Origin of the sequence: Thermococcus gammatolerans EJ3, from assembly GCF_000022365.1 — an archaeon.
GTDB lineage: Archaea > Methanobacteriota_B > Thermococci > Thermococcales > Thermococcaceae > Thermococcus > Thermococcus gammatolerans.
The window spans coordinates 574,802-597,703 of record NC_012804.1 but is presented as its reverse complement, the minus strand read 5'-3'; the positions used below and the strand labels follow the sequence as shown (position 1 = coordinate 597,703).

22 protein-coding genes are annotated in these 22,902 nt (G+C 53.7%); 9 read left to right on the top strand and 13 right to left on the bottom strand.

Annotation, left to right across the window (positions count from 1 at the left end):
• Together TGAM_RS03180 and nadC are read right to left on the bottom strand one after the other, a co-directional pair.
• Complete coding sequence (locus tag TGAM_RS03180) at nt 1–882, bottom strand: hypothetical protein (RefSeq protein ID WP_238516239.1); 882 nt, start codon at nt 880–882, stop codon at nt 1–3.
• A gap of 84 nt (nt 883–966) precedes the next feature.
• Nucleotides 967–1,800: a carboxylating nicotinate-nucleotide diphosphorylase gene (gene nadC / locus TGAM_RS03175; RefSeq protein WP_015858244.1), complete on the bottom strand. Its 834-nt coding sequence runs from the start codon at nt 1,798–1,800 to the stop codon at nt 967–969.
• 107 nt (nt 1,801–1,907) lie between these two features.
• On the opposite strand from nadC, the gene TGAM_RS03170 reads away from it, so the two are divergent.
• Nucleotides 1,908–3,149, top strand: coding sequence for a nucleotidyltransferase family protein (locus tag TGAM_RS03170; RefSeq protein ID WP_015858243.1), 1,242 nt, complete (start codon nt 1,908–1,910; stop codon nt 3,147–3,149).
• 2 nt (nt 3,150–3,151) lie between these two features.
• On the opposite strand, the gene TGAM_RS03165 is transcribed toward TGAM_RS03170, so the two are convergent.
• From TGAM_RS03165 to TGAM_RS03155, 3 genes are all read right to left on the bottom strand, one after another.
• A complete protein-coding gene (locus TGAM_RS03165; protein WP_015858242.1) occupies nt 3,152–3,709 on the bottom strand; it encodes an HdeD family acid-resistance protein in 558 nt (185 codons plus the stop codon).
• Between the two features lie 130 nt (nt 3,710–3,839).
• Nucleotides 3,840–4,748: a quinolinate synthase NadA gene (gene nadA, locus TGAM_RS03160; protein ID WP_015858241.1), complete on the bottom strand. Its 909-nt coding sequence runs from the start codon at nt 4,746–4,748 to the stop codon at nt 3,840–3,842.
• A 60-nt stretch (nt 4,749–4,808) separates the two neighbouring features.
• On the bottom strand, nt 4,809–6,206 hold the full coding sequence (locus TGAM_RS03155; RefSeq protein ID WP_015858240.1) for an L-aspartate oxidase: 1,398 nt from the start codon (nt 6,204–6,206) through the stop codon (nt 4,809–4,811).
• A gap of 240 nt (nt 6,207–6,446) precedes the next feature.
• Here TGAM_RS03155 and TGAM_RS03150 point away from each other — a divergent pair, with 240 nt between their 5' ends.
• From TGAM_RS03150 to TGAM_RS03125, 6 genes are all read left to right on the top strand, one after another.
• Nucleotides 6,447–6,740 carry a hypothetical protein gene (locus TGAM_RS03150; RefSeq protein WP_015858239.1) on the top strand — a complete coding sequence of 98 codons (294 nt, stop codon included), beginning with the start codon at nt 6,447–6,449 and terminating at the stop codon, nt 6,738–6,740.
• 131 nt (nt 6,741–6,871) lie between these two features.
• Complete coding sequence (locus TGAM_RS03145; RefSeq protein WP_015858238.1) at nt 6,872–8,854, top strand: IGHMBP2 family helicase; 1,983 nt, start codon at nt 6,872–6,874, stop codon at nt 8,852–8,854.
• A gap of 361 nt (nt 8,855–9,215) precedes the next feature.
• Complete coding sequence (locus TGAM_RS03140; protein WP_015858237.1) at nt 9,216–9,962, top strand: ATPase domain-containing protein; 747 nt, start codon at nt 9,216–9,218, stop codon at nt 9,960–9,962.
• A gap of 5 nt (nt 9,963–9,967) precedes the next feature.
• Nucleotides 9,968–10,705: an RAD55 family ATPase gene (locus TGAM_RS03135; RefSeq protein WP_015858236.1), complete on the top strand. Its 738-nt coding sequence runs from the start codon at nt 9,968–9,970 to the stop codon at nt 10,703–10,705.
• 56 nt (nt 10,706–10,761) lie between these two features.
• The gene (locus TGAM_RS03130; protein WP_048811071.1) at nt 10,762–11,958 is read left to right on the top strand and encodes a hypothetical protein; all 1,197 of its coding nucleotides are present in this window, start codon (nt 10,762–10,764) and stop codon (nt 11,956–11,958) included.
• Nucleotides 11,940–13,055, top strand: a complete 1,116-nt coding sequence (locus tag TGAM_RS03125) for a tripartite tricarboxylate transporter permease (protein ID WP_015858234.1) — start codon at nt 11,940–11,942, stop codon at nt 13,053–13,055. Before TGAM_RS03130 ends, TGAM_RS03125 begins: the two co-directional genes overlap by 19 nt.
• A gap of 9 nt (nt 13,056–13,064) precedes the next feature.
• On the opposite strand, the gene TGAM_RS03120 is transcribed toward TGAM_RS03125, so the two are convergent.
• Nucleotides 13,065–13,373 (bottom strand): DUF5748 family protein, encoded by a 309-nt coding sequence (locus TGAM_RS03120; protein WP_015858233.1) that lies wholly within the window; start codon nt 13,371–13,373, stop codon nt 13,065–13,067.
• 130 nt (nt 13,374–13,503) lie between these two features.
• Here TGAM_RS03120 and TGAM_RS03115 point away from each other — a divergent pair, with 130 nt between their 5' ends.
• The gene (locus tag TGAM_RS03115) at nt 13,504–14,703 is read left to right on the top strand and encodes a class I SAM-dependent rRNA methyltransferase (RefSeq protein WP_048811070.1); all 1,200 of its coding nucleotides are present in this window, start codon (nt 13,504–13,506) and stop codon (nt 14,701–14,703) included.
• 85 nt (nt 14,704–14,788) lie between these two features.
• On the opposite strand, the gene TGAM_RS03110 is transcribed toward TGAM_RS03115, so the two are convergent.
• From TGAM_RS03110 to TGAM_RS03095, 4 genes are all read right to left on the bottom strand, one after another.
• Entirely contained in the window at nt 14,789–15,541 is a 753-nt protein-coding gene (locus TGAM_RS03110; protein WP_015858231.1) for a nucleoside phosphorylase, read from the bottom strand.
• A 138-nt stretch (nt 15,542–15,679) separates the two neighbouring features.
• Nucleotides 15,680–16,423: an RlmF-related methyltransferase gene (locus tag TGAM_RS03105; protein ID WP_015858230.1), complete on the bottom strand. Its 744-nt coding sequence runs from the start codon at nt 16,421–16,423 to the stop codon at nt 15,680–15,682.
• A gap of 29 nt (nt 16,424–16,452) precedes the next feature.
• Nucleotides 16,453–17,700 carry a serpin family protein gene (locus tag TGAM_RS03100; protein WP_015858229.1) on the bottom strand — a complete coding sequence of 416 codons (1,248 nt, stop codon included), beginning with the start codon at nt 17,698–17,700 and terminating at the stop codon, nt 16,453–16,455.
• 85 nt (nt 17,701–17,785) lie between these two features.
• Nucleotides 17,786–19,051 (bottom strand): M20 family metallo-hydrolase, encoded by a 1,266-nt coding sequence (locus tag TGAM_RS03095; RefSeq protein WP_048811068.1) that lies wholly within the window; start codon nt 19,049–19,051, stop codon nt 17,786–17,788.
• 115 nt (nt 19,052–19,166) lie between these two features.
• On the opposite strand from TGAM_RS03095, the gene TGAM_RS03090 reads away from it, so the two are divergent.
• Nucleotides 19,167–19,982, top strand: coding sequence for an MBL fold metallo-hydrolase (locus TGAM_RS03090; protein ID WP_015858227.1), 816 nt, complete (start codon nt 19,167–19,169; stop codon nt 19,980–19,982).
• Here the strand turns inward: TGAM_RS03090 and glmM are convergent.
• From glmM to TGAM_RS03075, 3 genes are read right to left on the bottom strand one after another with little or no spacing between them, the layout of a single operon-like run.
• Nucleotides 19,960–21,321 carry a phosphoglucosamine mutase gene (gene glmM, locus TGAM_RS03085; protein WP_015858226.1) on the bottom strand — a complete coding sequence of 454 codons (1,362 nt, stop codon included), beginning with the start codon at nt 21,319–21,321 and terminating at the stop codon, nt 19,960–19,962. The genes TGAM_RS03090 and glmM overlap by 23 nt on opposite strands.
• A 22-nt stretch (nt 21,322–21,343) precedes the next feature.
• Nucleotides 21,344–21,742, bottom strand: coding sequence for a UPF0146 family protein (locus tag TGAM_RS03080; RefSeq protein WP_015858225.1), 399 nt, complete (start codon nt 21,740–21,742; stop codon nt 21,344–21,346).
• Nucleotides 21,743–21,764: 22 nt separating this feature from the next.
• Nucleotides 21,765–22,883 carry an ABC transporter ATP-binding protein gene (locus TGAM_RS03075; RefSeq protein ID WP_015858224.1) on the bottom strand — a complete coding sequence of 373 codons (1,119 nt, stop codon included), beginning with the start codon at nt 22,881–22,883 and terminating at the stop codon, nt 21,765–21,767.
• Between the last annotated feature and the right edge of the window lie 19 nt (nt 22,884–22,902).

Below are 22,902 nucleotides of genomic sequence, written 5' to 3'. Positions count from 1 at the left end.
TCAACGCCCACCCCTCCTCGTCAATGCAACACCGGCTGCGGCTACTATTATTGCACCGATCCCGATAGGCTTAAGGAGATCCCTATTATTAGGGGTTTCCTGCCCCTTCAGCTCGTCCGGACTCGTGGGGATGTAATCAACCGAGAGGATAACGGGGCCGGAAGAGACACCGAAGGGGTCGCGGGGATAGAGAGCCATTATGCTGAGCGGTTTGTGACCCAAAAAACTCCCATCGAGGTAAGGCGTACGCTGAAGAAAGCAGCTGGATCCCTTCGTCATGTTCAACTTCCTCTGGAGTTCCGGGGGCAGAACGTTGCAGATGGTGTAATTGAAGTACTTCCTGCTCCGTACGTCAACGCTGTTCACTTCAATCGGCTTCGTATAGACCTTGACGTATTTTCCAACGAGCTTTACCGTTCTGTTGGAGGGGGGCTGGAGCATCTGGAGGACGTTGTCCTTAACTTGAAGTTGCTCACCCAAATGGAAGAGTGTCTTGCTCTCGGGGAAGACAATGTACAGCGGAAAGAAAGCCCCCTGCCCATCGAGGACGAAAGTGTTGGTTTTAGATTTGACCTTGAAGGTCATGTTTATCCAACGGCCAGTTAGATTGAGAGTAGAGGGAAACTCATCGATTACAAGGCCCCTAATTCCAACCGAGAAGTAGCCGTCGCCGAGATCCTTAGCGGTGACGTTCATGACGAGCAAAGTGTACGAATACTGACCTGCGGCAGTTTCGTTGAGAAAAATTTTTGGAACATATGAATCTTCCCCCGTCTGGTTTAGTACCCTAACATCCACTAAAATTGCCCCCGCTGAGACAAGAGCAGTTTCCAAAGATAAGGACAATAGGACGATGAGTGAGAGTACTGTGATCCTCCCCATTTTTGATACCCCCAATCGCTGATGATATTCCAGTCGATAAAGTTATAAAATTTACGATCAAAAATTAACAAAAGGCTAACCCGATCACATTTTGCCGATAACCTCAAGGCTCACGTCGAAGTTCTTAACCGAGTGAGTTAGATAGCCGAGGCTTATCACGTCGACATCGAGCTTTGCATATTCCTCAATGTTCTCAGGCGTTATCCCACCTGAGACCTCGATTTTCACCCTATCTCGCAGGCCCTCGCGCTTTAACGCATCAATCGTCTCCGCTATCTCTCCGGGGCTCATGTTGTCGAGCAGTATCACGTCCGCCCCGACTTTTGCCGCCCGGAGAGCATCTTCGAGGCTCTCAACCTCGACCTCAACGACCTTGTAAACGCTGAAGGATTTGGCCCGCCTTATGGCTTCCTCCAGCGGAACTAAAGCTAAGTGGTTGTCCTTGATGAGCATTGCATCGCTCAGCGAGAAGCGGTGCGGCTCGCCGCCGCCGATGATTATGGCCCTCTTGTCTATCGGCTTGAGAAGGCTCTTCCTCGTCCCCGCAACGCGAACCTTTGGGTTCACGGCTTTAACCCTCTCGACTAGCTTCCTCACCTCTGTCGCTATGCCGCTCATCCTGCCCATGACGTTCAAAGCGGTCCTCTCGACGAGCAGGATTGCCCTCGCATCCCCCTCGAGCTCGAGGATCACGTCTCCCCTTTTCACCTCCTCGCCGTCGTGCTTTCTGGCCGAAACCTTGGCCCCGAAGTACTCGAAGAGGGCTTTAGCTTCTTCAACGCCCGCTATAACCCCGTCCTGCTTTGCAATGATTACAGCCCTTGCTTTAGTGCCCTCGGGAATCACCGCCTCGCTCGTCACGTCGCCGAACGGCGAATCCTCCTCAAGAAACCGGAGCAGGTAGTTAAGCCCCACCATTTTACCATTCCCCCGCCCATACTCACTTTTGTCATTTTCCCATACATTCACAACCTCCGGGGAATACCTTTTAATCATTGGGGAAGTTAATCAATAGGGGGAGTCCTATGATCAAGAAAGCGGTTATACCAATAGGAGGTGAAGCAACGAGACTCAGGCCCCTCACGATAGAGACCTCCAAGGGGCTCGTCAGGCTGTTAAACAAGCCCATTCTCGAACACTCGATACTGAGCCTCGCAAGGGATGGTGTTGAGGAGGTTTACCTCGGTGTCAAAGGTTACGTCAATTACACCACTCTTTTCGATTACTTCCGTGAGGGCTACTGGCTGAAGAAGAAATACGGGCTTGAGAAAGAGGTTAGGATAAGGTATATGCCTCGGTACGAGAGCACAACGAACGGAGACGCGGTCTGGTACACGATGCACTATTACGGCATCAGAGAACCCGTAGTCGTTATTCAGGGTGACAACATATACCAGCTCAACATAGGGGAGATGTACGAGTGGCACAGGAAGAAAGGAGCCTTCATGACGATAGCCCTCCAGCCTGTGGACGATGTCACGGGATTCGGGGTAGCGAAGATAGACGACGATTACAGGATAGAGTACTTCGTTGAGAAGCCGAGCCCAGAGGAGGCCCCCAGCAATCTAGCCAACACCGGAATCTACATACTCTCCAAGGACTTCTGGAGCTTCCTTGAGGACGAATGGGCGGCTGAGATGCGCGAGGAAAGGAAACTGGATTTCGGAGGCGACATAATTCCCGCGCTCATAGAGCATGGCTATGCCGTTTACGGCTACCCCATGAAGGGGTACTGGTTTGATATAGGAACTCCCGAGAGGTACCTGAGGGCGGCGATGTACTTACTCCACCACCTATCCCCCGAGGACATGGAGGCCGTTGAGATAACCCGAGACGTGTATATGCAGGGTAAGTCGGAGATGTCAGAAAGGTTGAGGCGCAGGATAAGGGAAATGATAAAGCGCGGCGAGCTCCTAGTTGAGGGAAAGGTTCTGCTCGGGAGGCACATCTCCATAGGGAAAGGAACTGCCCTGGAGGACGCCATAATCGACAACTACTCCATGGTGGGGAAGAGCTGCGAGATCCTCCACTCAGTCGTCATGGACAGGGTAAAGCTCGGGAACAACGTGAGGATAATGAACTCGATAATAGGGAGGCACGTTGAAATAGGGGACAACGTGAGAATCGTGAACTCGGTCATAGGTGACAATGCAATAATAAGCGACAACGTGAGAATGTACAACGTCAAGATATGGCCCCACGAGTTCGTGGAGAAAGGGGCGACGCTCGAGCACTACACCGTAAGGCACATGGCGCCAAAAAGATGAGATCAGGCGGGAGAGGATCTCTCCCCCGCAGTTTTTGCGGCAAGCGCTATCGCCACGAAGTTGGCACCGCTCATTATAAGATCCACCGAGACATAAAGGCCAATAGCCCACAGGCTGGACCAGGGCCACTGGAGCACTATGAAGAGACCAAGTAGAACCGTCAGGAGGCCGGAGAAAACCATCGCAGGCCACTGGTTCACGTCCTTGTTCTGGAACGCCACGCCCATCCTGAGTGTTCCGATCACGATGAGCGAGACCCCTAGGAGCAAGGTGAGCGTAGCACTCGCGAGTATTGGGTTTTCAATTGTAAAGATACCTGCCAAAACGTATACCAGGCCCATGAGCGTGTGAACGCCTGCACTCTTCCAGTCCTTGGCCTTCGTTAGACCGTGAAGCACCTGAAGTATTCCACCCACTAGCATAAAGGCTCCGAACACGGCCACACTGCTCAGCGTCATCAGTGGAAGCATCATGAGCCCAGCGAAACCCAGGGTCATGAACACAACACCGAGCAGGAGCATCCATACCCATTTTTTCTCCATTATCCCATACTGAGCCATTTTATCACCTCCAGAGTTTTGTCAGTTTTTAGTTACATTTTGTGTTTAAAAGATTTTCGAAAGCTCACGCTAACGATCGGATGGACTTAAAAATTCATCAAAACAGCCAGAAAAAAGAAGCCCCGAAGGCTTAGCTCATCTCAAGCATTCTCTCGATGGCCCTCTTTGCTTTCTTGGCTATCTCCTCCGGAACCTCCACGCGGTACTTCATATCCCTGAGGGACTCGTAGATGCTTTCGAGCGTTATCGCCTTCATTCCAACGCAGACTGCGTCCTCGCGGGCGGGGTAAAACTTTATGTTTGGATAGAGCCTGCTCAGCCGGTAGACCATCTCCCTCTCGGTGAAGACGACCCACTCGTTCCACTCCGGCGCGTGCCGTATCATTCCACCCGTCGAGGCGATTATGTCGGCCCTTTCCTGCACTTCCGGCTCGCACTCGGGGTGGACCATCAGCTTGGCGTTGGGATAACGTCTCCTCGCGCGCTCGACGTCCTCAACGGTGAACTTCCTGTGGACGTAGCAGTGCCCGTCTGGAGGGACTGGGATTACCCTCTTACCAGTCACCCTCGCGACGTAGCTTCCCAAGTTCTTGTCCGGGCCGAAGATTACAACGTTGGAATCGAGCTTTTCGACGATTTTAACCGCGTTGGCTGAAGTTACCGTCACGTCGGCGTGGGCCTTCGCCTCGGCGGAACTGTTCACATAGAGGACAACTGGCGCGTTAGGATACCGCCTCTTCGCCTCAAGTATGTGCTCGACCTGGAGCATGTTGGCCATCGCGCAGGTGGCCGTTTTAGCCGGAAGGAGGACAGTCTTTTCGGGGTTGAGGATTTTAGCGGTCTCGGCCATAAAATCGACGCCCGCGAAGACTATTACCTCGGCATCAACGTTTACGGCCTTCCTCGCGAGCTCGAGGCTGTCCCCAAGGAAATCCGCTATATCCTGCACCTCGGGGAGCTGGTAGTTGTGGGCCATGATTATCGCGTTGCGCTCCTCCTTAAGCTTCTCAATCTCGGCGATCAGCTTTTCCCTGTCCATCTCTCACCCCTCGGCGGAAGGTGGGAGAGGGGAATTAAAAGGGTTTTTGGACACCTTTGGTTACAGCCTGCACCTCCCGTCGAAGAAGCTCGGCCTCTCGAAGGCCTTTCTCATGACCGGAAAGTCCTCACGGTAGTGGCTCCCCCTGCTCTCTTCCCTCGCCAAAGCGCACTCAAGGACGCCCTTCGCGAGCAGTTTCAGCCTCGGGTCGGCCTCGATTCCCTCAAGCTTCTGGAGGCCCTCCCTAAGGGTCTTCGCACTCCTAACTATCCCAGCATGCTCCCATAGGAGCTCCCTCAGCGAGTCAACGTCTCCGGGTTCGTAGCCGTGGTAGTGAGGCTCCTTAACTTCCCTGCACCTCGGCCTTTCCCTCGCTATCGTTCTCGCAACTTCAAGGCCAGAAACGATGCACTCCACGAGGGAGTTGCTCGCCAACCTGTTCGCCCCGTGAAAGCCGTTGCTCATGGCCTCTCCTATCGCGTAGAGGTTCTTCAGTGAAGTTCTATACCAGAGGTCAACCGCTATCCCGCCCATCGTGTAGTGGGCTATCGGCGAGACCGGGATTAAGTCCATCGATGGGTCTATCCCGTCCTTCCTGAGGAAAGCGTATATCTGGGGGAAGCGCTTCTTGAAGTTCTCTATCCCGGTCGCGTCGAGGAAGACCTTCTTTCCAGTTTGCATCTGGCGGTAGATTGCCCTCGCCACGATGTCCCTCGTCGCCAGTTCGTTCACGAAGCGCTCGCCGTCTTCGGTTACCAACTTTGCCCCCGCCCCTCTCACGGCCTCGCTTATCAAGAAAACTCCTTTCTTTCCAATGTAACCGGTCGGGTGGAACTGGACGAACTCCAAATCGCGAGCGGGGGAGCCTTTCATTACCGCGTCGCCGATGATGAGGCCGGTGTTCTCGGGAGAACCTGCCGTAAACTTGAAGAGCCCCGAGAATCCACCGGACGCTATAACGGTCGCGTCGAAGCGGAGGAACTCGCCCTCGACGAACACCCCGCAGGCCTTCCCCCTCTTTGTCGCGAGTTCCTCCGTCTTTCCCCTGACGAAGTTAACGCCGAGCTCCCTGGCGCGGAGGTAGAGGAGCTTCGTGACGTGCTTGCCGGTCTCGTTCTTAATCGTAAAGACCCTGTGGAATGAGTGGCCACCTTCAGTCTCGCTCGCCTCGAACTTCAGGCCGAGGGAAGTGAGAAAATCGTAGGCCTCGCTCGCCTTTGAGATTATGTTCCAAACGACCTCGCGGTCGTTGATGTACTTTCCGGCTTTGATTGTGTCGAGGACGTGGGCCTCGAGAGAATCGCCTTCGAGAACCGGGAAGGCTATCCCAGCCTGAGCGAGATAAGAGTTGCTCTTTCGAATTCCGGGACCGATGAGAGTAACATCAAAACCCCTCTTGACAAGCGCTATGGCAGAAGTCAGGCCAGCTATTCCATCGCCAACGATTCCAATTTTCATCCCACCACCGAACGATGCTCGGTGTACATCTTAAAAATCTGCCTTCGTCGGATCGTCGGCCTTCCGGATTTAGGAAAGAAAAAATTCAATCAGTCTTTATATCAAAGTTTCTCTTTCATCAGATGTTCAAAAAAGCTCCCGAAAAGCCAATATAGGACATCGCAGTCCGTTCTACGGTGATTGCCATGAGGAGGAGTTACGAAATCCAAAGGAGGGTTCCAGAAAAGCTTAGGGGGGAGGGTGAAACCCTTCGTTAGTGCGAAGTCCGAGGAGTTGCTGTTTGAGATTTTGAAGGAAGGTCTTTTCTGGGCCGCATGGGGACGGCCTTCGGAGGTCATGCCGTTTCTGAGGGGAAAACTCTTGGGCAATGGCTTCAGCGAAAGCTCCAAGAGACAGCTCGAGTGGCTCCTAGATGAGCTCCAGCGCTTCTACGAGCGCGTCGCCTGCTGCGGCAGGGTTGAAGAAAAGCACGTCAGGGCCATCAAGTCCTTCCACAGGGACATAGTTTCGGTGATTTTCTCGGAGAGGGCCTAGCTTTTTAACCTCTCCCTTCTACCCTCTTCGGGATGATGAGGGAAGTTTCGTCCGAGCGGTGAGGAAACTCGCATGGGCTGACCACCCTCAACCTTTTAAACGGCTCTTCTCTTCGCCCTTCGGGAAGAAAAATGAATGAAAACGAGAAGCTTTCGAAGTTCATCGCAAAGCTCAAGGTTCTCGTCGAGATGGAGCGAAAGGCTGAGATAGAGGCAATGCGCGCCGAGATGAGACGGCTCAGCGGCCGCGAGAGGGAGAAAGTAGGAAGAGCTATTCTCGGCCTCAACGGGAAGGTAATCGGCGAGGAGCTCGGCTATTTCCTCGTCAGATACGGGCGCGAGAGGGAAATCAAGACGGAGATAAGCGTCGGCGATTTGATCGTGATAAGCAAGAGAGACCCGCTGAAAAGCGATTTGGTCGGAACTGTTGTCGAGAAGGGGAAGAGGTTCATAACGGTGGCCCTTGAGACCGTCCCCGAGTGGGCATTGAGAGGAGTTCGCGTTGACCTGTACGCCAACGACATAACCTTCAAAAGATGGCTTGAGAACATTGAAGCCCTTCGGGAAAGCGGGAGAAAGGCTCTTGAGTTCTATCTAGGCCTGAGGGAGCCTGAGGAGAGTGAGGAAGTAGAGTTCAATCCCTTTGACAGGAGCTTGAACGCGAGCCAGAGGAGGGCAATAGCGAGAGCCCTTGGGAGCCCTGACTTCTTCCTGATTCATGGGCCCTTCGGGACTGGAAAGACGAGAACACTCGTCGAGCTGATACGGCAGGAGGTGGCGAGGGGGCACAGGGTTTTGGCCACTGCAGAGAGTAACGTGGCCGTTGACAACATCGTCGAGAGGCTGGTTGATTCTGGTCTGAAGGTCGTCCGCGTCGGACACCCGAGCAGGGTCTCAAAAGCTCTCCACGAGACGACTTTAGCCTACCTCATGACCCAGCACGAGCTCTACGGCGAGCTGAGGGAGCTCCGCGTAATCGGGGAGAACCTGAAGGAAAAGCGCGACACCTTCACCAAACCGGCTCCAAAGTACAGGCGCGGGCTGACCGATAAGCAGATTCTCCGCCTGGCCGAGAGGGGGATAGGGACGAGGGGCGTTCCGGCAAGGCTAATCCGCGAGATGGCCCAGTGGCTCAAAATCAACGAGCAGGTGCAGAAGACCTTCGACGATGCAAGGAAGCTGGAGGAGAGGATAGCGAGGGAGATAATAAGGGAAGCCAACGTCGTCCTGACGACGAACTCTTCGGCTGGACTGGAGGTGGTTGATTACGGGAGCTATGATGTGGCGATAATAGACGAAGCCACGCAGGCGACGATACCGAGCGTGCTCATCCCAATCAACCGCGCGAGGCGCTTCGTTTTGGCAGGCGACCACAAACAGCTCCCGCCGACGATACTGAGCGAGAGGGCCAAGGAGCTTAGCAAGACACTCTTCGAGGGCCTGATTGAGCGCTATCCCTGGAAGAGCGAGATGCTCACCGTCCAGTACAGGATGAACGAAAGGCTCATGGAGTTTCCGAGCAGGGAATTTTACAATGGCAGAATTAAAGCCGACGAGAGCGTCAGGAATATAACGCTGGCCGATTTGGGCGTCGAGTTGCCGAAAGGGGACGATGTGTGGGCCGAAGTGCTTAAACCGGAGAACGTGCTCGTCTTCGTAGATACCGCTAAAAGAGAAGACCGCTTCGAGAGACAGCGCTATGGAAGCGAGAGCCGGGAGAACCCACTTGAGGCGAGGCTCGTGGAGGAAGCCGTTGAGGGATTGTTAAAGCTCGGGATTAAGCCTGAATGGGTTGGTGTCATAACCCCCTACGACGACCAGCGCGATTTGATAAGCTCGCTTTTGCCTGAAGAGATAGAGGTCAAGACGGTGGACGGTTATCAGGGCAGGGAGAAGGAGGTCATCGTTCTCTCCTTCGTCCGCTCGAACAGGAAGGGTGAGCTGGGCTTTTTAAAGGATTTGAGGAGGTTAAACGTCTCGCTGACGAGGGCAAAGAGGAAGCTGATTCTGATAGGCGACTCCTCGACGCTGAGCTCGCACCCGACCTATAAACGGCTGGTAGAGTTTGTTAGAAAGCGAGAAACGTATGTTTCGTTGAAGTCTAGTGAAGTTTAGCTGCCAACTGTAATAGGGGGAAGCTGAAATAGCTCTTCGCTTTTGGTTGTTTTTCAATGTCTTCGTGTTTGGGTGGGATAATCCCCCATAGAAAAGATGGAAGAAAACTGTGCTTAAAATGGATTATCTGATGATTAGAGACACGAGTAATGTCGTTCCTGAGCTAGAAGAAGAACTCAATCTCCAGCTGTTAATCGACGCTCCTTTGAGCTTCAAAATTTAGACATCTTTCACCAACGTCTCGAAAGCTTTTTATAATATCCCGGTCCAAAATCAGAACGAGCACCATCACAGTGGGGGAAAGTTTAAGGGCATTACAAACATACCAGTTATCGGGTCACAGGATTGAGAGGGGATTGGCATGAGCCGGTATGATGTTGCTAGGGTAAAGACTGGGATTCCCGGTCTTGATGATTTAATTGAGGGTGGCTTTCCCAAGGGGACTACTGTTCTTGTCACCGGTCCCACTGGAACTGGAAAGACAACCTTTGCAGTCCAGTTTGTCTACAAGGGAGCAGAGCTCTATGATGAGCCAGGGGTAATAGTCACACTGGAGGAAAGAGCCCAGGATCTGAGAAGGGAGATGCTGAGTTTTGGATGGGATCTGAAGAAATACGAAGATGAAGGGAAGATAGCAATAATAGACGGTGTGAGTTCGGCCGTCGGGCTCCCTTCGGAGGAGCGCTTTGCCCTCGAGGAGGGTCTCAACGTAGAGGGATTCCTCCGCTACATATACCGCGTTGTTAAGACCATAGACGCAAAACGTCTCGTAGTCGATTCCATTCCTTCAATTGCGATTAGATTGAGGGAAGAGAAAAACATACGTGAGGTCCTGCTCAAGCTCAACACGATTCTCCTTGAAATGGGAATAACGTCTATTCTAACCACAGAGGCTGAAGACCCAAAGAGGGGTAAACTCAGCAGGTACGGAGTGGAGGAGTACGTTGCCAGGGGTGTAATACTCCTGGACTTCATTGAAAAAGACGTGGAACTGAAACGGTACCTCCTGATCAGAAAGATGAGGGAGACCAAGCACGCGATGAAAAAGTATCCCTTTGAGATAACAGAGGATGGCATCGTCGTCTACCCGAGCGGAGAAATATACTGAGCACGGTGGTTGAGTTGGACATCGAGAGGATTGAGACCGGGGTTATTGATGGCCTTATTCAAGGTGGTATTCCAGCGGGCAGTGTTGTGCTCGTTCTAGGGGACCCTAAATCCGGCAAGACGACGTTCCAGACCCAGTTTCTGTACACCCAGACCGTCCTACATGGAACCCCGGGGCTTGCGATTCTCGTGGACATGCCGAAGAGGGAATTCCTGGAGAACGCCCGTCTCTTCGGCTGGGACTTCAGCCCAATACTCGACGAGTACCTGTACCTCATCGACGCATACTCTCACAGGATAAAGAGCGCCCCCAAGTTCTCCTTCACGGAAGACGTAATCATAGACCCCTCCAACCCGCTTCAGATAGCAAAGTTCGTGAAGGAAACAACGACCGGCCTAATATCTGGAGGCTACACAGGGCAGCTGGTCGGCATCATTACCTCGCTGACACCGCTCTTCTTCGAGAGTGAGCTCATCGACATATACAAGTTCCTCGAAGAGCTCAAGGACATCGCACACAGGCACAAGCAGGTCTGGCTCATTGAGATAAACACCGGCATCGAAAGGCCGCAGGTGGAGGCAATGGTGAAGGCTATAGTGGACGGTGTCATCGAAATGAGGATGTTTGAGGAGGGCAGGACTCTGAGAAGGTACATAAGAGTATATGGAATGCGGAGGACGCCCCACTCCCTCTCGTGGTTCCCCTATGAGATAACGCCAACGGGACTCGCGTTGAGGGGGTAGCAGATCTACTGTTGTAAATAGTAAAGCTTTTAAATTTTCGTGATTATCTCTTTTTGATGATGTCTGATAGAAGGCTATACACCGCACTTGCACTGGTGGCACTGCTCTCAACGGCAGGTCTATTTGCCCTGGGAGAGAACCGCGATGACAGCACCAAAAGCTTCGTTGGGGTCTGTGTGAAAGCAGAGAGAAGTTACTCCATACTCTTCAACTCAACGGATACACTTCTCGTCCCCGAGCAACTTGAGATAGGGAAGCTCTATACCCTCAGAGGAGAGCTGGAGGAAACGAGAAGCGGCCTTCGAGTAAGCGGAAAATACTTTCTCAGGCCCTACTCAGCCATCCCCCAATGGCTCGAGGAGACGGAAGGTGCTTACTGGATCAGTAGAGGGAGAAGGCACTATCTATTAACCCCCGACTGGGTTGAGCTGGGGAAACCGCTGGATATCCAGAAAGGAAGCCTCGTGAGGGTTCTTGGAGTTAAATACGGCTCAAAGTTCTATCCTGTGAAAATAACCCATGCGGGAACTCCGTCCAGATCGATAAGGGACGGAATGCCGGCGCTGATAAGGGGAACCGTTCTCGGGACCTTCGGGAACGAAAACCGGATCGTACTGTGGAATGGAAGGGAGAAGCTGTACATCTACCTCCCCCACGGCCAAAGCCTTGAGAGGGGCCTGAAAGTGGAAGTTCTCGGCAGGGTCAGAATAACGTCGAGGGTTAACGTTTACGTGGACGACATAGGCGACGTGAGGAGACTCGGTTATCCCCCAACGGTACCAATAGACAAAACCTCGATCGGGAAGATCGGAGGAGGAGAATGCCTCGTCCTCAGGGTTATGAAGAGCGGCCTCGTGCTGAACTGTACGAGCCTCAGGCTCAGGGGTTTCAAAGCCAGAGCAGGAGATATGATAAAAGTCAGGGCCCTCAACACGGGCTCCAGCTTGGTCTGTCTAAGTTGTGAGCTAGCCCTTCCGAGGGAGAGGCTTCCGAACGGGATATGCAACTTCCGTGAGGGCGGTTTTTCGAAGATAGCCGGACGGGTGGAGTGGGTGAAGAGGTACGGCAACGGCTTTGGGCTGGCCAACGTAACGAGCGGGGAATGCTGGGTTCTCCTGAAGCTCCCCAAATCCCTCGGAATCGAGGTTAAAGAGGGAACGGTCATAACCGCCTACGGAACCTTCACAGATTACAGGGGAAAGCCCGCCCTACAGGTGAGCTCGGGGGATGACGTTTGCTCCGGGAACTGCTGATCGGCCTCTTTCTCGGAACGTTCACGGGCCTAACACCGGGAATACATGTGAACACACTCGCGGGGATGGAGAGCTCCTTTTACCTGCTCTTTGCAATGGGTCTGACCCATACCTTTCTGGACGCGTTTCCATCCACGTTCCTCGGCGTTCCCGACGAGGGGACGGCACTCGGGGTTCTGCCGGCTCACAGGCTGGTTCTGGCGGGGAAAGGCCTAGAGGTGCTCAGGATTGCACTCCTGTCGAGCCTCCTTGCAGTGGTCTTCGTTATTCCTTTTCTGCCCCTCTACTCCCGCCTTGTGGTTCTCTACTCCCCAACCACCGGAAAGGTTGGAGTGCTGTTTCTCCTCGCCTTCCTCCTTCTCAGCGGGAGGGACAAAGCTCCACAGGCGGTTCTTGTTATAGCGCTCTCGGGAGTTCTGGGATGGACTGTTCTCAACCAGATGAACCTGAAAGAGCCCTTCTACCATCTCTTCACCGGGTTGTTTGGAATCCCCGTTATAATCGCCTCCCTCCAGGGAAAAGGAACCTTTCCAGAGCAGGACAAAAGTCCGCATGTTGAGTGGAAACCTTTGATCGCATTCTCAATCGCGGGAACGGTCCTCGGGATGGTTTCCTCTATTCTCCCGGCATTCACAGCTTCAATAGGAGCTACGATAGCAACGCTCTTTTCCAGAGATGAGAGGAGCTTCTTGGCGGCGGTCTACTCCATAAACACCTCCAACTTCCTCTTCGGGATCATCAACTACTCGATGACGGGGAGAACGAGAAACGGCATTGCGGTGGCACTCAGCAGGAGTGGGACTAAACCCCCAGAGGTGACGGTGATCCTCCTATCAGCGATCCTCGTGGGATCGATCGCTGTTCTGCTCGGTTCGGCCCTCCCAAAGCCATATCTCGGGCTCATAAAGGCCATTAACTACCGTCTTCTCAACGCCACCGTTGTGCTGTTCCTCCTTTGCCTCTCGCTCTACTTCGATGGACTATACGGGCTCTGGGTTCTCCTAACAGGAGCGGCCATAGGGTACCTTACACAGGAACTCGGAGTCAGAAGAACGAACTGCATGGCCGTTCTGATGATACCTATTCTCATAAGGTGAGAAAAGGAATCAAGAGCCCTTCTCCCTGGCTATCCTCTGGAACTCGGCGTAATCGGTAACGATCCTCTTTCCGTCGAGGGTCTCGAAGTAGACCTTCTTTTTCTTTATCTTCTTAACGTCGGTGTACTTCATCTCGGGGGGGTCGTAGGAGCCGGGCTCGACAACTTCGTCCTCAACAACGTAGGTCTTCAGCTCGGGCTGGCCGATGTACTTCCAAACCTCATAGAAGACCTCGGGGTCGAGGTGTATTTCCCCCTCGATCTCAATCCAGTCCGCCCCGATGTCCTCAAGAAACTCTTTGACGACCTCAAAGTGCATAGAATCACCCCCTGGGTATATACGCTTCCCGGAGTTAAATACCTATCGCTGGAGGAAGTGGAAGATCCTGGAGGAACACCAACTCGGGCAACCTTTTAAAGAGGGGCGCGTACTGGCCTCGGTGGTGAAGATGGCGAGGGTAATCGTTGACGCTCAGGCGGCGAGAGCGATCGGAAAGGGCGCGATGATAGTCTTCAAGAAGGGAGTGGTGAGAACCGAGGGCGAGTTTGAACCCGGCGACATAGTCGAGGTCTATACGCGCGGGGGCAAATTCCTTGGCAGGGGCTTCGTCAACCCCAACTCGAACATAATGGTCCGCCTGCTCATTAAGGACAGGGAAACCCCGATAACGAAGGAGCTCTTCCGTGAGAGGATAAAGAAGGCCAACGAGTACAGAAAGAAGGTTCTCGGCTACGACAAGGCCTACAGAATGGTCTACGGCGAGGCCGATTATCTGCCCGGTCTCATAGTTGACCGCTTCAACGAGATTGCCTCGGTTCAGATTTCGAGCGTTGGAATGGAGCGCTTCAAGCTCGACGTTGCCGAGGCCATAATGGAGGCCGAGCCAGAGATTGAAACCGTCTTCGAGAAGAACACCGGAAGGAGCAGGCGCAGGGAAGGTCTGCCCGAAATAGAGAGGGTTTTGCTCGGAAAGGAGAAGTACCGCACCATAATCGAAGAAGGTAAGGCAAAGTTCATCGTGGACATGCGCGGGCAGAAGACGGGCTTCTTCCTCGACCAGCGGGAGAACAGGATAGCCCTTGAGAAGTACGTTAAGCCAGGCATGAGAGTTCTCGACGTCTTCACTTACACCGGAGGCTTCGCCATTCACGCGGCAGTAGCTGGCGCTGATGAGGTCGTTGCCGTTGATAAGTCACCCTGGGCAATCAACATGGTGAAGGAGAACGCCAAGCTCAACGGCGTCGAAGACAGGATGAGGTACATAACGGGTTCAGCCTTCCCTGTAATGGAGGAAATGATAAAGAAGGGTGAGAAGTTCGACATAGTGATCCTCGATCCTCCCGCCTTCGTCCAGCACGAGAAGGACCTCAAGCGCGGGCTCAGGGCGTATTTCAACGTCAACCACGCCGGCCTGAAGCTCGTTAAGGAGGGTGGGATCCTCGTCACATGCTCCTGCTCCCAGCACGTTGACATGCAGGCCTTCAAGGACATGGTCATAGCGGCAGCAGCCAAAGCCGGCAAGTTCCTCAAGATGCTCGAGCCCTACAGGACTCAGGCACCGGACCACCCGATACTCATGGCCTCGAAGGACACCGAATACCTTAAGTGCCTCTTCCTTTATGTTGAGGACATGATGTTGAGGACATGAAGTGATTAGCGGGACGATGACGAGAAAGCACCTCCACTGAGACCGGCGTGAGTGCTGAGACGCCCACGGTCGGAGTCCCTCTAAATCATAGGGCCGCCAGAACTTCCAGGGCGGATTTAACCAGCAGTTCCTCCGCCCTTCTAAGTTTTTCACTCCCGAATCCAACGTTCCATTCCCCTCTATAAAGCTCATCTGAAACCGCCAGGGCAACCGCCAGCTCAACACCCCTAAACTCGGCAACGCTCATTAAGGCTGAACTCTCCATTTCAACGCCGAGAATCCCGCGCTTGGCGTATTCCTTTACTTTGTCCTCCGTTTCCCTGAAGGGCGCATCCGTCGTCCACACGCCTCCCCTGAAAACGCCAATTCTCCTCTTTCCTATTTGACGTCTCACCTCCTTTTCAAGCATGCTCAGCAGTTTCTCACTGGGCCTTGGGGTGTACTCAGGGGGCAGGTAGTGGTAGCTTGTTCCCTCCTCCCTCAGGGCCCAAGTCGGCAGTATCACGTCGCCTATGTGAATACCTTCTTTTATCGCACCCGCCTCCCCCACCATTATAAAGTATCTTCCCCCGCTCGCTATGGCCAGTTCGAGGGCGAAGACCGAGGCGGGGGCTCCGAAGTAGGGATTTAGAACGCAGATTTTCTCGCCCCTGTAATTGCCAACGAGGGCTCTATAAACATAGGTGCAGTCTTCCACAACTTCCACACTTTCCAGGAGTTCCTCAGCATGGCCCAGCCCTATGCCCGTGAAAACGATGAGGAACTTCTCAGGGGCTCTCTCCAAACCCGGCCAGGGCTTTACAACCTCTCTTCCCGTCCCAAGCCACACGAAAACCACCCCCTCACGGTTTGTTTTTGGATGAAGGATGAAATAAGATTAACCCTTGGATGTTGGTCGCTCTACCGACCGAAATCCTTTTTTATTTGGTCGTTTAAACGACCAAAATCACGAAAGTTATGGCCGTTACAACAACCATTACAATCTGAGTACCAAACTGTGCCTCCACCGCGTTCCGACCTTAAACTTCACGTCCCTCACGGAATAGCCCAGCTCTTCCCCTTTTTCTGCTATAACACCGATTAGAGGCTTTTTATCGGGAAGGAAGAGAGCCACCTTTCCGCCGGGCCGTAAGTAATACCTTGCTTCCTCTATCAGCCCCACCGAGAAGGCCTCGCCGTACTTTCCACCTCCAACGCCTTCCCTCTCCGTGAGAACTCCCTTCGTCGGCCTCTCGTAGTATGGTGGAGCCGAAAAAATTACGTCGAAGCGCTCTCCTTCAGGAATTACTCCCCGGATTATTCCACCGTCGCTCTTGATTAGTCTGATCCTAGCGAGGTTTCGCTCGATGTTCCTCCTCGCGTACTCAAAGAACTCCTCGTCGAGCTCTGTAGCCGCTACCTCGCAGTCGAAGAGCTTTTCAGCTATAAGCGCCATCATCGCGGTGTGTCCGGTCCCAATCTCCAGAACCTTCTCTCCTCCCTTCAAAAACGTCTTCAGGAAGAGGTAGCGCGATATTGGGGGCGTTACGAGACCGCGCGGGTGGTATTCTATCTCCAGTCCGAAGAGGGCCTTCGCTATCGCCCTGTTGTAGAGTATCCTCGCCTCCCTGTTTGAGAAGTCGAGCCTTCCTCGCTCGTCAAGGTAGTCCTTCAGCTCCGGAAAGAGCGTTACCGCTTCCTTTATCGGCAGTCCGAGCTTCCCGTCCTTCCAGAGGGGCATGAAAAAAGTTGAAGCGGATGTTTAAAAGCTCATTCCTTAGGGTTCATCAGCCTCCCCATGAAGAGTATCGCTCCCGTTTCCCTGTCGTGTATGAAGAATATAAATGGACGATCTGCCCGGAATACCTTCAGGTTATTCTCTGGGGGAGCAGCCAGGGTCATTATCACAGCCGTGGCAGCGGCGGCCTCGGTCCCCTTCTCGGCGACACTTATGTAGGTCTTATGGATCACATCACTTATAACGAGGTCCTCCAGTTCAGAAATGCCTGCAAAGTCTGGTCTGGTGAAGGCCCTCTTAACGCCCATTTCCATGAGAACTTCCTTGAGGTGATAGTCCTCCTCGAGTTTGAACTTTGGGATGGAAACGGCAACCATCTCGTCGGTCATGTTAGCAACTATTTCGCTGATCATCTCCGCGTTCAACTGTCTTTCAACCTCTTCAAACCTCCCCTCTCGGGGAAGGATTACCAGCATGCCCAGCCGGTTCCCTTCGTAGGGGAGTTCCACCGCCTGAAGGTCATCGTTTTCGAAATATAAGAACTTCGCAGTCTGGTGCATCATCTGCACCACAACGGGCCCACTGGGGGAGTAAAAGGTCTCGTTTTTGGTGTTAACTGCCTCAAACCTGCTCGACCAGTTTGCCTTAAAGTAAACTGCGTTCGTTATTACCAGTCTCGTGTCGGGGCTTAGTCTTGATATGATGTCCCTAATCCTGCCACCGGTCCGGTTCTTCACCCAATCGTTTATGACATCGGCCGCCCCTTCAGGATTACCCTGAAAGTCAAGATCACTAGCGTTGGCCAGATAATACTCCTTAGCAATCCGGAGGTAGTCCTCCCTTACAGGATATCCACTTTGGACCCAGAGGGCGTTGGCGCTCCTGAGAACGAAGGGTGAGCTCTCATTGCTTTCCAGTGATAGAATGAGGCCTCTAAAGCCCTTCCAGCGGGTCTCATTGTCCCCGGGAAGCTGGAGAACGTTCCCCATTTCATCCCTCGTAGCCCCTCTTGCACCTTCATAGGCTATTGTGAGGGCCGTTTCGATGCTGTAGGGAGAGAAAAAGACGTTGCCGTTGTTTTCTCCCAGCTTTTTATAGAGCTCAATGGCGAAAGAGTTCATACCCCCCACAACAGGGTTTTTCCACTCAGAATTTCCAGCGTTAGGGGTCGTCTCCTGAGTTGAGGAGGAGCTTGAACTCTCGAAACGAGCGTTGTCCACATCACTTACACATCCAGAAACGAGGACGATTAGGATAAGAAGGGGAACCACCCATCTCATGATCTCCACCGATGTACGGTTGTCCGCGGGATTATAAATACCTGCCGACGGCTTCAAAGAGGCTTGAAATGTAAGAAGAGAAAAGTCAGAGAAGCGCCAAAGCAGCCATAACCTTCGCGTCCTCGACCATGTTGTCAATCTTCGCGTACTCGTTGGGCTGGTGTGCCATCTCGTCGAGCGTCGCCCACACAACGGCGGGAATCCCCTTCCTCCTGAAGAACGCCGCAAAGGTTCCACCGCCTATTCCACCGACCTTGGCTTCCTTTCCGCGGAGTTCTTTTATCGCCTCCTTCAGGAGTTTCACTATCTCGCCCTCCGGGTCGGTCGGCGGGGCCGGGTCTGCCCTCTGAAGAATCTCCACCTCGATTTCTGGGAGAACCTTCCCGTCAAGCTCCTTCCTGTGCCTCTCCTTAACTTCTTCCACGACGCCCTCGACGTCCTTGAGGATATCGTCGAGGCTGTACCTTGGCAGAACCCTGCAGTCGAAAACGACCTCGTGCTCTCCAGGGATTATGTTGGGGCTGTCTGCTGGGTTTCCTCCCATCGTTGGCTCGAAGGTGCTCTCAGCTGGCTCGAAGAGCTCGTCCCTCTCGCTGTACTTCTCGTGAAGCTTTTTGTCGAGGTTGTAGGCCAAATCAAGTGCAACGCGGTGTGCGTTCAGGCCCTTGTCCGGCATGCTCGCGTGCACCTGCTGCCCCCTGACCCTTAGCTTGAACCAGAGGATTCCCTTTTCAGCGACTTCTATGAACGTTCCGTCCTCGTTTCCACCGTCGGGGACGAGAACGAGGTCATCTTCCCTGAAGAGCTCTGGGTGTTCCCTCATCAACCATTCGATTCCGTACTTGCTCCCGGTTTCCTCGTCGCTGACGAAGGCCAAAATAACCGTCCTCTTCGGCCTTATCCCGAGGTTCATCATGGCCTTCACCGCGTAAAGCGAAGCAACCAAACTCTGCCCGTTGTCCTCGCTTCCGCGCCCGTAGACCTTGCCGTCCTTGACGAGCGGTTTAAATGGCTCGGTAACGGTCCACTTGCTCAGGTCCCCGGGCGGAACGACGTCGAGGTGGGTGAGAATCCAGAGTCTCTCGCTTTCCTCGCCTTTCTCGCCGTAGTAATAGGCCAATATGTTCGGCCTGACCCCGTTCTTGGCCCTCTTGTCGGGCGCGTTGTAGACCTCGACCTTGTCGAAGGGCCAGTCTCTGATAATCTCAAGCAACTTCTGGGCCTTGTCGTATTCGCCCTCACCACCGTAGTCGGGGCTTATGGCCGGAATCTTAATCAGCTCGACGAGCGTCTTTATCATCTCGTCTCTCAGGCCTTCAACTTCCTTCAAGACCTTCCCAAGCTGAGTCATCCGAATCACCAACCCCCACTTCTCCCCGGAGCTTAAACTGCTTTCGGCCATCCAAACACCTTATATACCCCACCGCCTAAAGCCTACCGTCTGCAGAGGATACGGAGGTGAGGGAGTGATAGAGATAACCTTCCTCGGGAGCGGGGGCGGGAGGTTCATCACAATAACTCAGTTCCGCTCCACTGGGGGATTCCACATAAGGGCGAGCAGGAACGTCTACGTCGACCCGGGGCCGGGTGCTTTGGTTAGAAGCTGGCGCTACAAGCTCGACCCGAGAAGGTTAGACGCCATCTTCGTCTCCCACAGGCACGTTGACCACTGCAACGACCTCGAGGTCATGGTCGAGGCCATGACCGGTGGCGCGCTCAAGAAGAGGGGAGTGCTCATAGCTTCGAAGAGCGTCGTCTACGGCGACGAGACTCATACACCTGCGATAAGCAAGTATCACATAGAAGTCCTCGAAAGCGTCCACACGCCAGAGCCGGGCAACAAGATAGCGATAGGCGAGGAGGAGTTCCTGATAACCCCGAGCCAGCACTCCGACCCGACAACGATAGGCTTCCGCATGAAGACCGCCTACGGCGACATCTCCTACATTCCCGACACAGCCTACTTTGATGGGCTGGTAGAGTGGCACGACGGGGCGAGGGTTCTCATAGCGGCGATAACGCGTCCAAGGGACATGGGAATTCCCTATCACCTCAGCACGGATGATGCCGTCGAGATGCTCAAGAGCATGGAGAAAAAACCTGAAGTCCTGATAATGAGCCACATCGGCATGAAGATGCACTTCGCCAACCCATACAAGGAGGCAAAGTACATCGAAACGGTAACCGGAGTCAAGACCTACGTCGCCAAGGAGGGCTTCAAGGTCATGGTAGACAAAAGGGAAATAGCAGTCAGGACTCTCAGACCCGCGCGCTTCGTTTGAGCTTTTCCACTTCTTTTGCAACCGTTTTGTAAGCTAACTCGAAGAGTTCGTCCCTTCTTTTTTCGCTTGGCCCCTCGACGACAACGCGAATCTTCGGCTCCGTCCCGCTTGGCCTGACGAGAACCCATGAGCCGTCCCTCAGCTGGAAGCGGTAGCCCGAAATCGTGAGAATTTCCTTGATTTCCTCTCCCAAGGCCTTCTCAAGCTCTTCCCTGGCCCTCTCAACGACCTTCCCCTTAAGCCCGTCCGGGCACGGAACGTTCTCCTTCCTCAGGTAATAGACCGGAATCTCCGAGACGAGCTTTGAGAGGGGGCCGTTCTCGTCAATCATCTTAATCAGGAGCGCCATCGTCACGAAGCTGTCAATCCAGTTGCCGAACTTTGGATGGACGAGCTTCCAGGGTTCGCCGGCGAAGATGGCTCCGTATTTCTTTATGCCGTCATGGGGCTGGCCAAGGGGAACTCTAACGACCTTTCCCCCTGCCCTCTCGACGACCTCGTCTATCCTTGAGCCGGTGTTTATCGAGGTAACAACCGTTCCCCCGCCGTTCTCTTCAACGTAGTGCTTGGCGAAGAGCGCTATAACCGTATCCTCGTCAACGTAGTTGCCCCTCTCGTCGAAGACCGCTATCCTGTCGGCGTCTCCGTCCTGCGCTATCGCCAAATCAACGCCGAGTTCTTTAACAAGCTCCCCGAGATAGGCGATGTTTTCATAGCGCGGCTCGGGCCTCCTTCCCGGGAAGTGGCCGTCAACGTGGGCGTTCACGCTTATAACCTTGGCCCCCATCTCGCGGAGCAGGTAAGGCGCTAAAACGCTCCCTGAGCCGTTGGCCCCGTCGTAGAGAACTTTAAGGCCCGTCTCGTGGTTCACGAAGTCAAGAACCGCTCCGATGTAGTCGTCTATAACGTCGAGGGGCTTAACGGTTTTAATCTCGTTCCACTCAGCCCTCCTGAAGTTCCCGGAGAAGACTATCCCCTCAAGCTCCTTCTCCTGTTCCACGTAGAACTCCGTCCCATCGCCGTTGAAGACCTTTATACCGTTGTCTGTCGGCGGATTGTGGCTCGCGGTAATCATAACTCCAGCGTCGCCGTGCTCCCGGGTGGCCCAGGCCAGGGCCGGTGTTGGAATCAAATCGGCATCTAAAACCTCCATTCCGCTCGCGAGCAGACCGCTTATCACCGCGTTCTTGAGCATAACGCTTGAAGTCCTCCCGTCCCTCGCGACGACAGCCGTTCCACCTTTGTACGTTCCAATCGCCATTCCGACCTTCAATGCGAGCTCGGGCGTCACCTTCTCCCAGAGCCTCCCCCGAATTCCCGCGGTGCCGAAGAGCCTCATACCACCACCGCCCTTAGTTCCCTCACGGCTTATAAACGTATATCGCCAGTCCTTTGTAGTTCACGAGCCTCAGCGGTCTGGGCACGGAATCACCGCTCAGGGGCAGAACTACGAGGGGAACGTTCACTTTTCGGCTCAGCTCGACGATGGGCTCCATTATCTCGGGCGTTGGCCTTACTGAGTAGAGAAGGACCGCGTCCCTGTAAAGGCTGAGCCTCGGCCTAAAGAGGTCGTCGCGGACCGCTTTTATGCCCGCTCTTCTCGCGTTCTCCACAGCTTTTTCGTTCCAGTCTATCGCCAGAACGTCGTAGCCGAGCTCTATCAGCCTTAAAGCTACCTTCGTCTGGAAGCCTATGCCAAGCTCAACGGCCTTTCCCTGTGAGAAGTTCTCCGCTATGAACTCCGCCAGTTTCTCAAGCATGAAAAAAGAAGGAAGGCGAGGTTTAAAATATTGCTTTTCCGCTTTTCCTCTCGAAGATGTGGGCCTTCCTCATGTCGAAGACAACATCGACCTCCTGCCCTTCCCTCACTTTAGATTCCGAGCGGAAGGAGCCAAGGAAGGTTATCCCCCCAACGCGGAGGTGGACTATCTTCTCGCTTCCGAGGTTCTCAATAATCTCCACCATCGCCCTCACCATGTTCTCCCCCGGCACCTTGACCTGGGCGAACATGGCATCATAAATGTCCTCGGGCCTTATGCCAAAAATGACATCCCTCCCGAGGAGGTTTTTATCCCTCAGCACCTCCACATGCTCAGGCAGGAGTTTAAGTCTAAACTCCCCGAAGTCCGCAAACCCATCCTCAGTTATGGTGGCATCCATGAAATTCATCGGCGGCGAGCCTATAAAGCCCGCAACAAACGTATTAGCCGGCCTGTCGTAAACCTCATCAGGAGTTCCCACCTGCTGCAGAACACCCTGATTTATCACAGCAATCCTGTCACCCATTGTCATTGCCTCAACCTGATCGTGTGTAACGTAAATCGTAGTAACCCCAAGCTGCCTCTGCAACTTCTTCAACTCAGCACGCATTTTAACCCTGAGTTTGGCGTCGAGGTTGCTCAGCGGCTCGTCCATCAGGAAAACCTTGGGTTTTCTAACTATTGCTCTCCCGAGGGCTACCCTCTGCTTCTGGCCACCGCTCAACTCCCTCGGCTTCCTGTTGAGGAGTTCTGTTAGTCCAAGCATTTCCGCAACTTCCCTAACTCTTCTGTCGATTTCTTGTTTTGGTACTTTTCTAAGCTTGAGCGGGAATGCAATGTTATCATAAACCGTCATGTGAGGGTATAAAGCATAACTCTGGAAGACCATGGCGATGTCCCTATCCCTCGGCGGGACGAAAACACCCTTCTCGGGGTCTGCAACGAGCTTGTCTCCGATGTATATCTGTCCCTTCGTAGGCTCTTCTAAGCCTGCTATCATCCTCAGCGTCGTCGTCTTTCCGCACCCGCTTGGCCCGAGAAGGATCATGAACTCCCCATCCTTAACGTGAAGGTTCATATCCCTAACCGCAACAACCTCACCAAACCGCTTCCACACGCCCCTGAGCACGACTTCGGCCATTGGATCACCTCCAAAAATG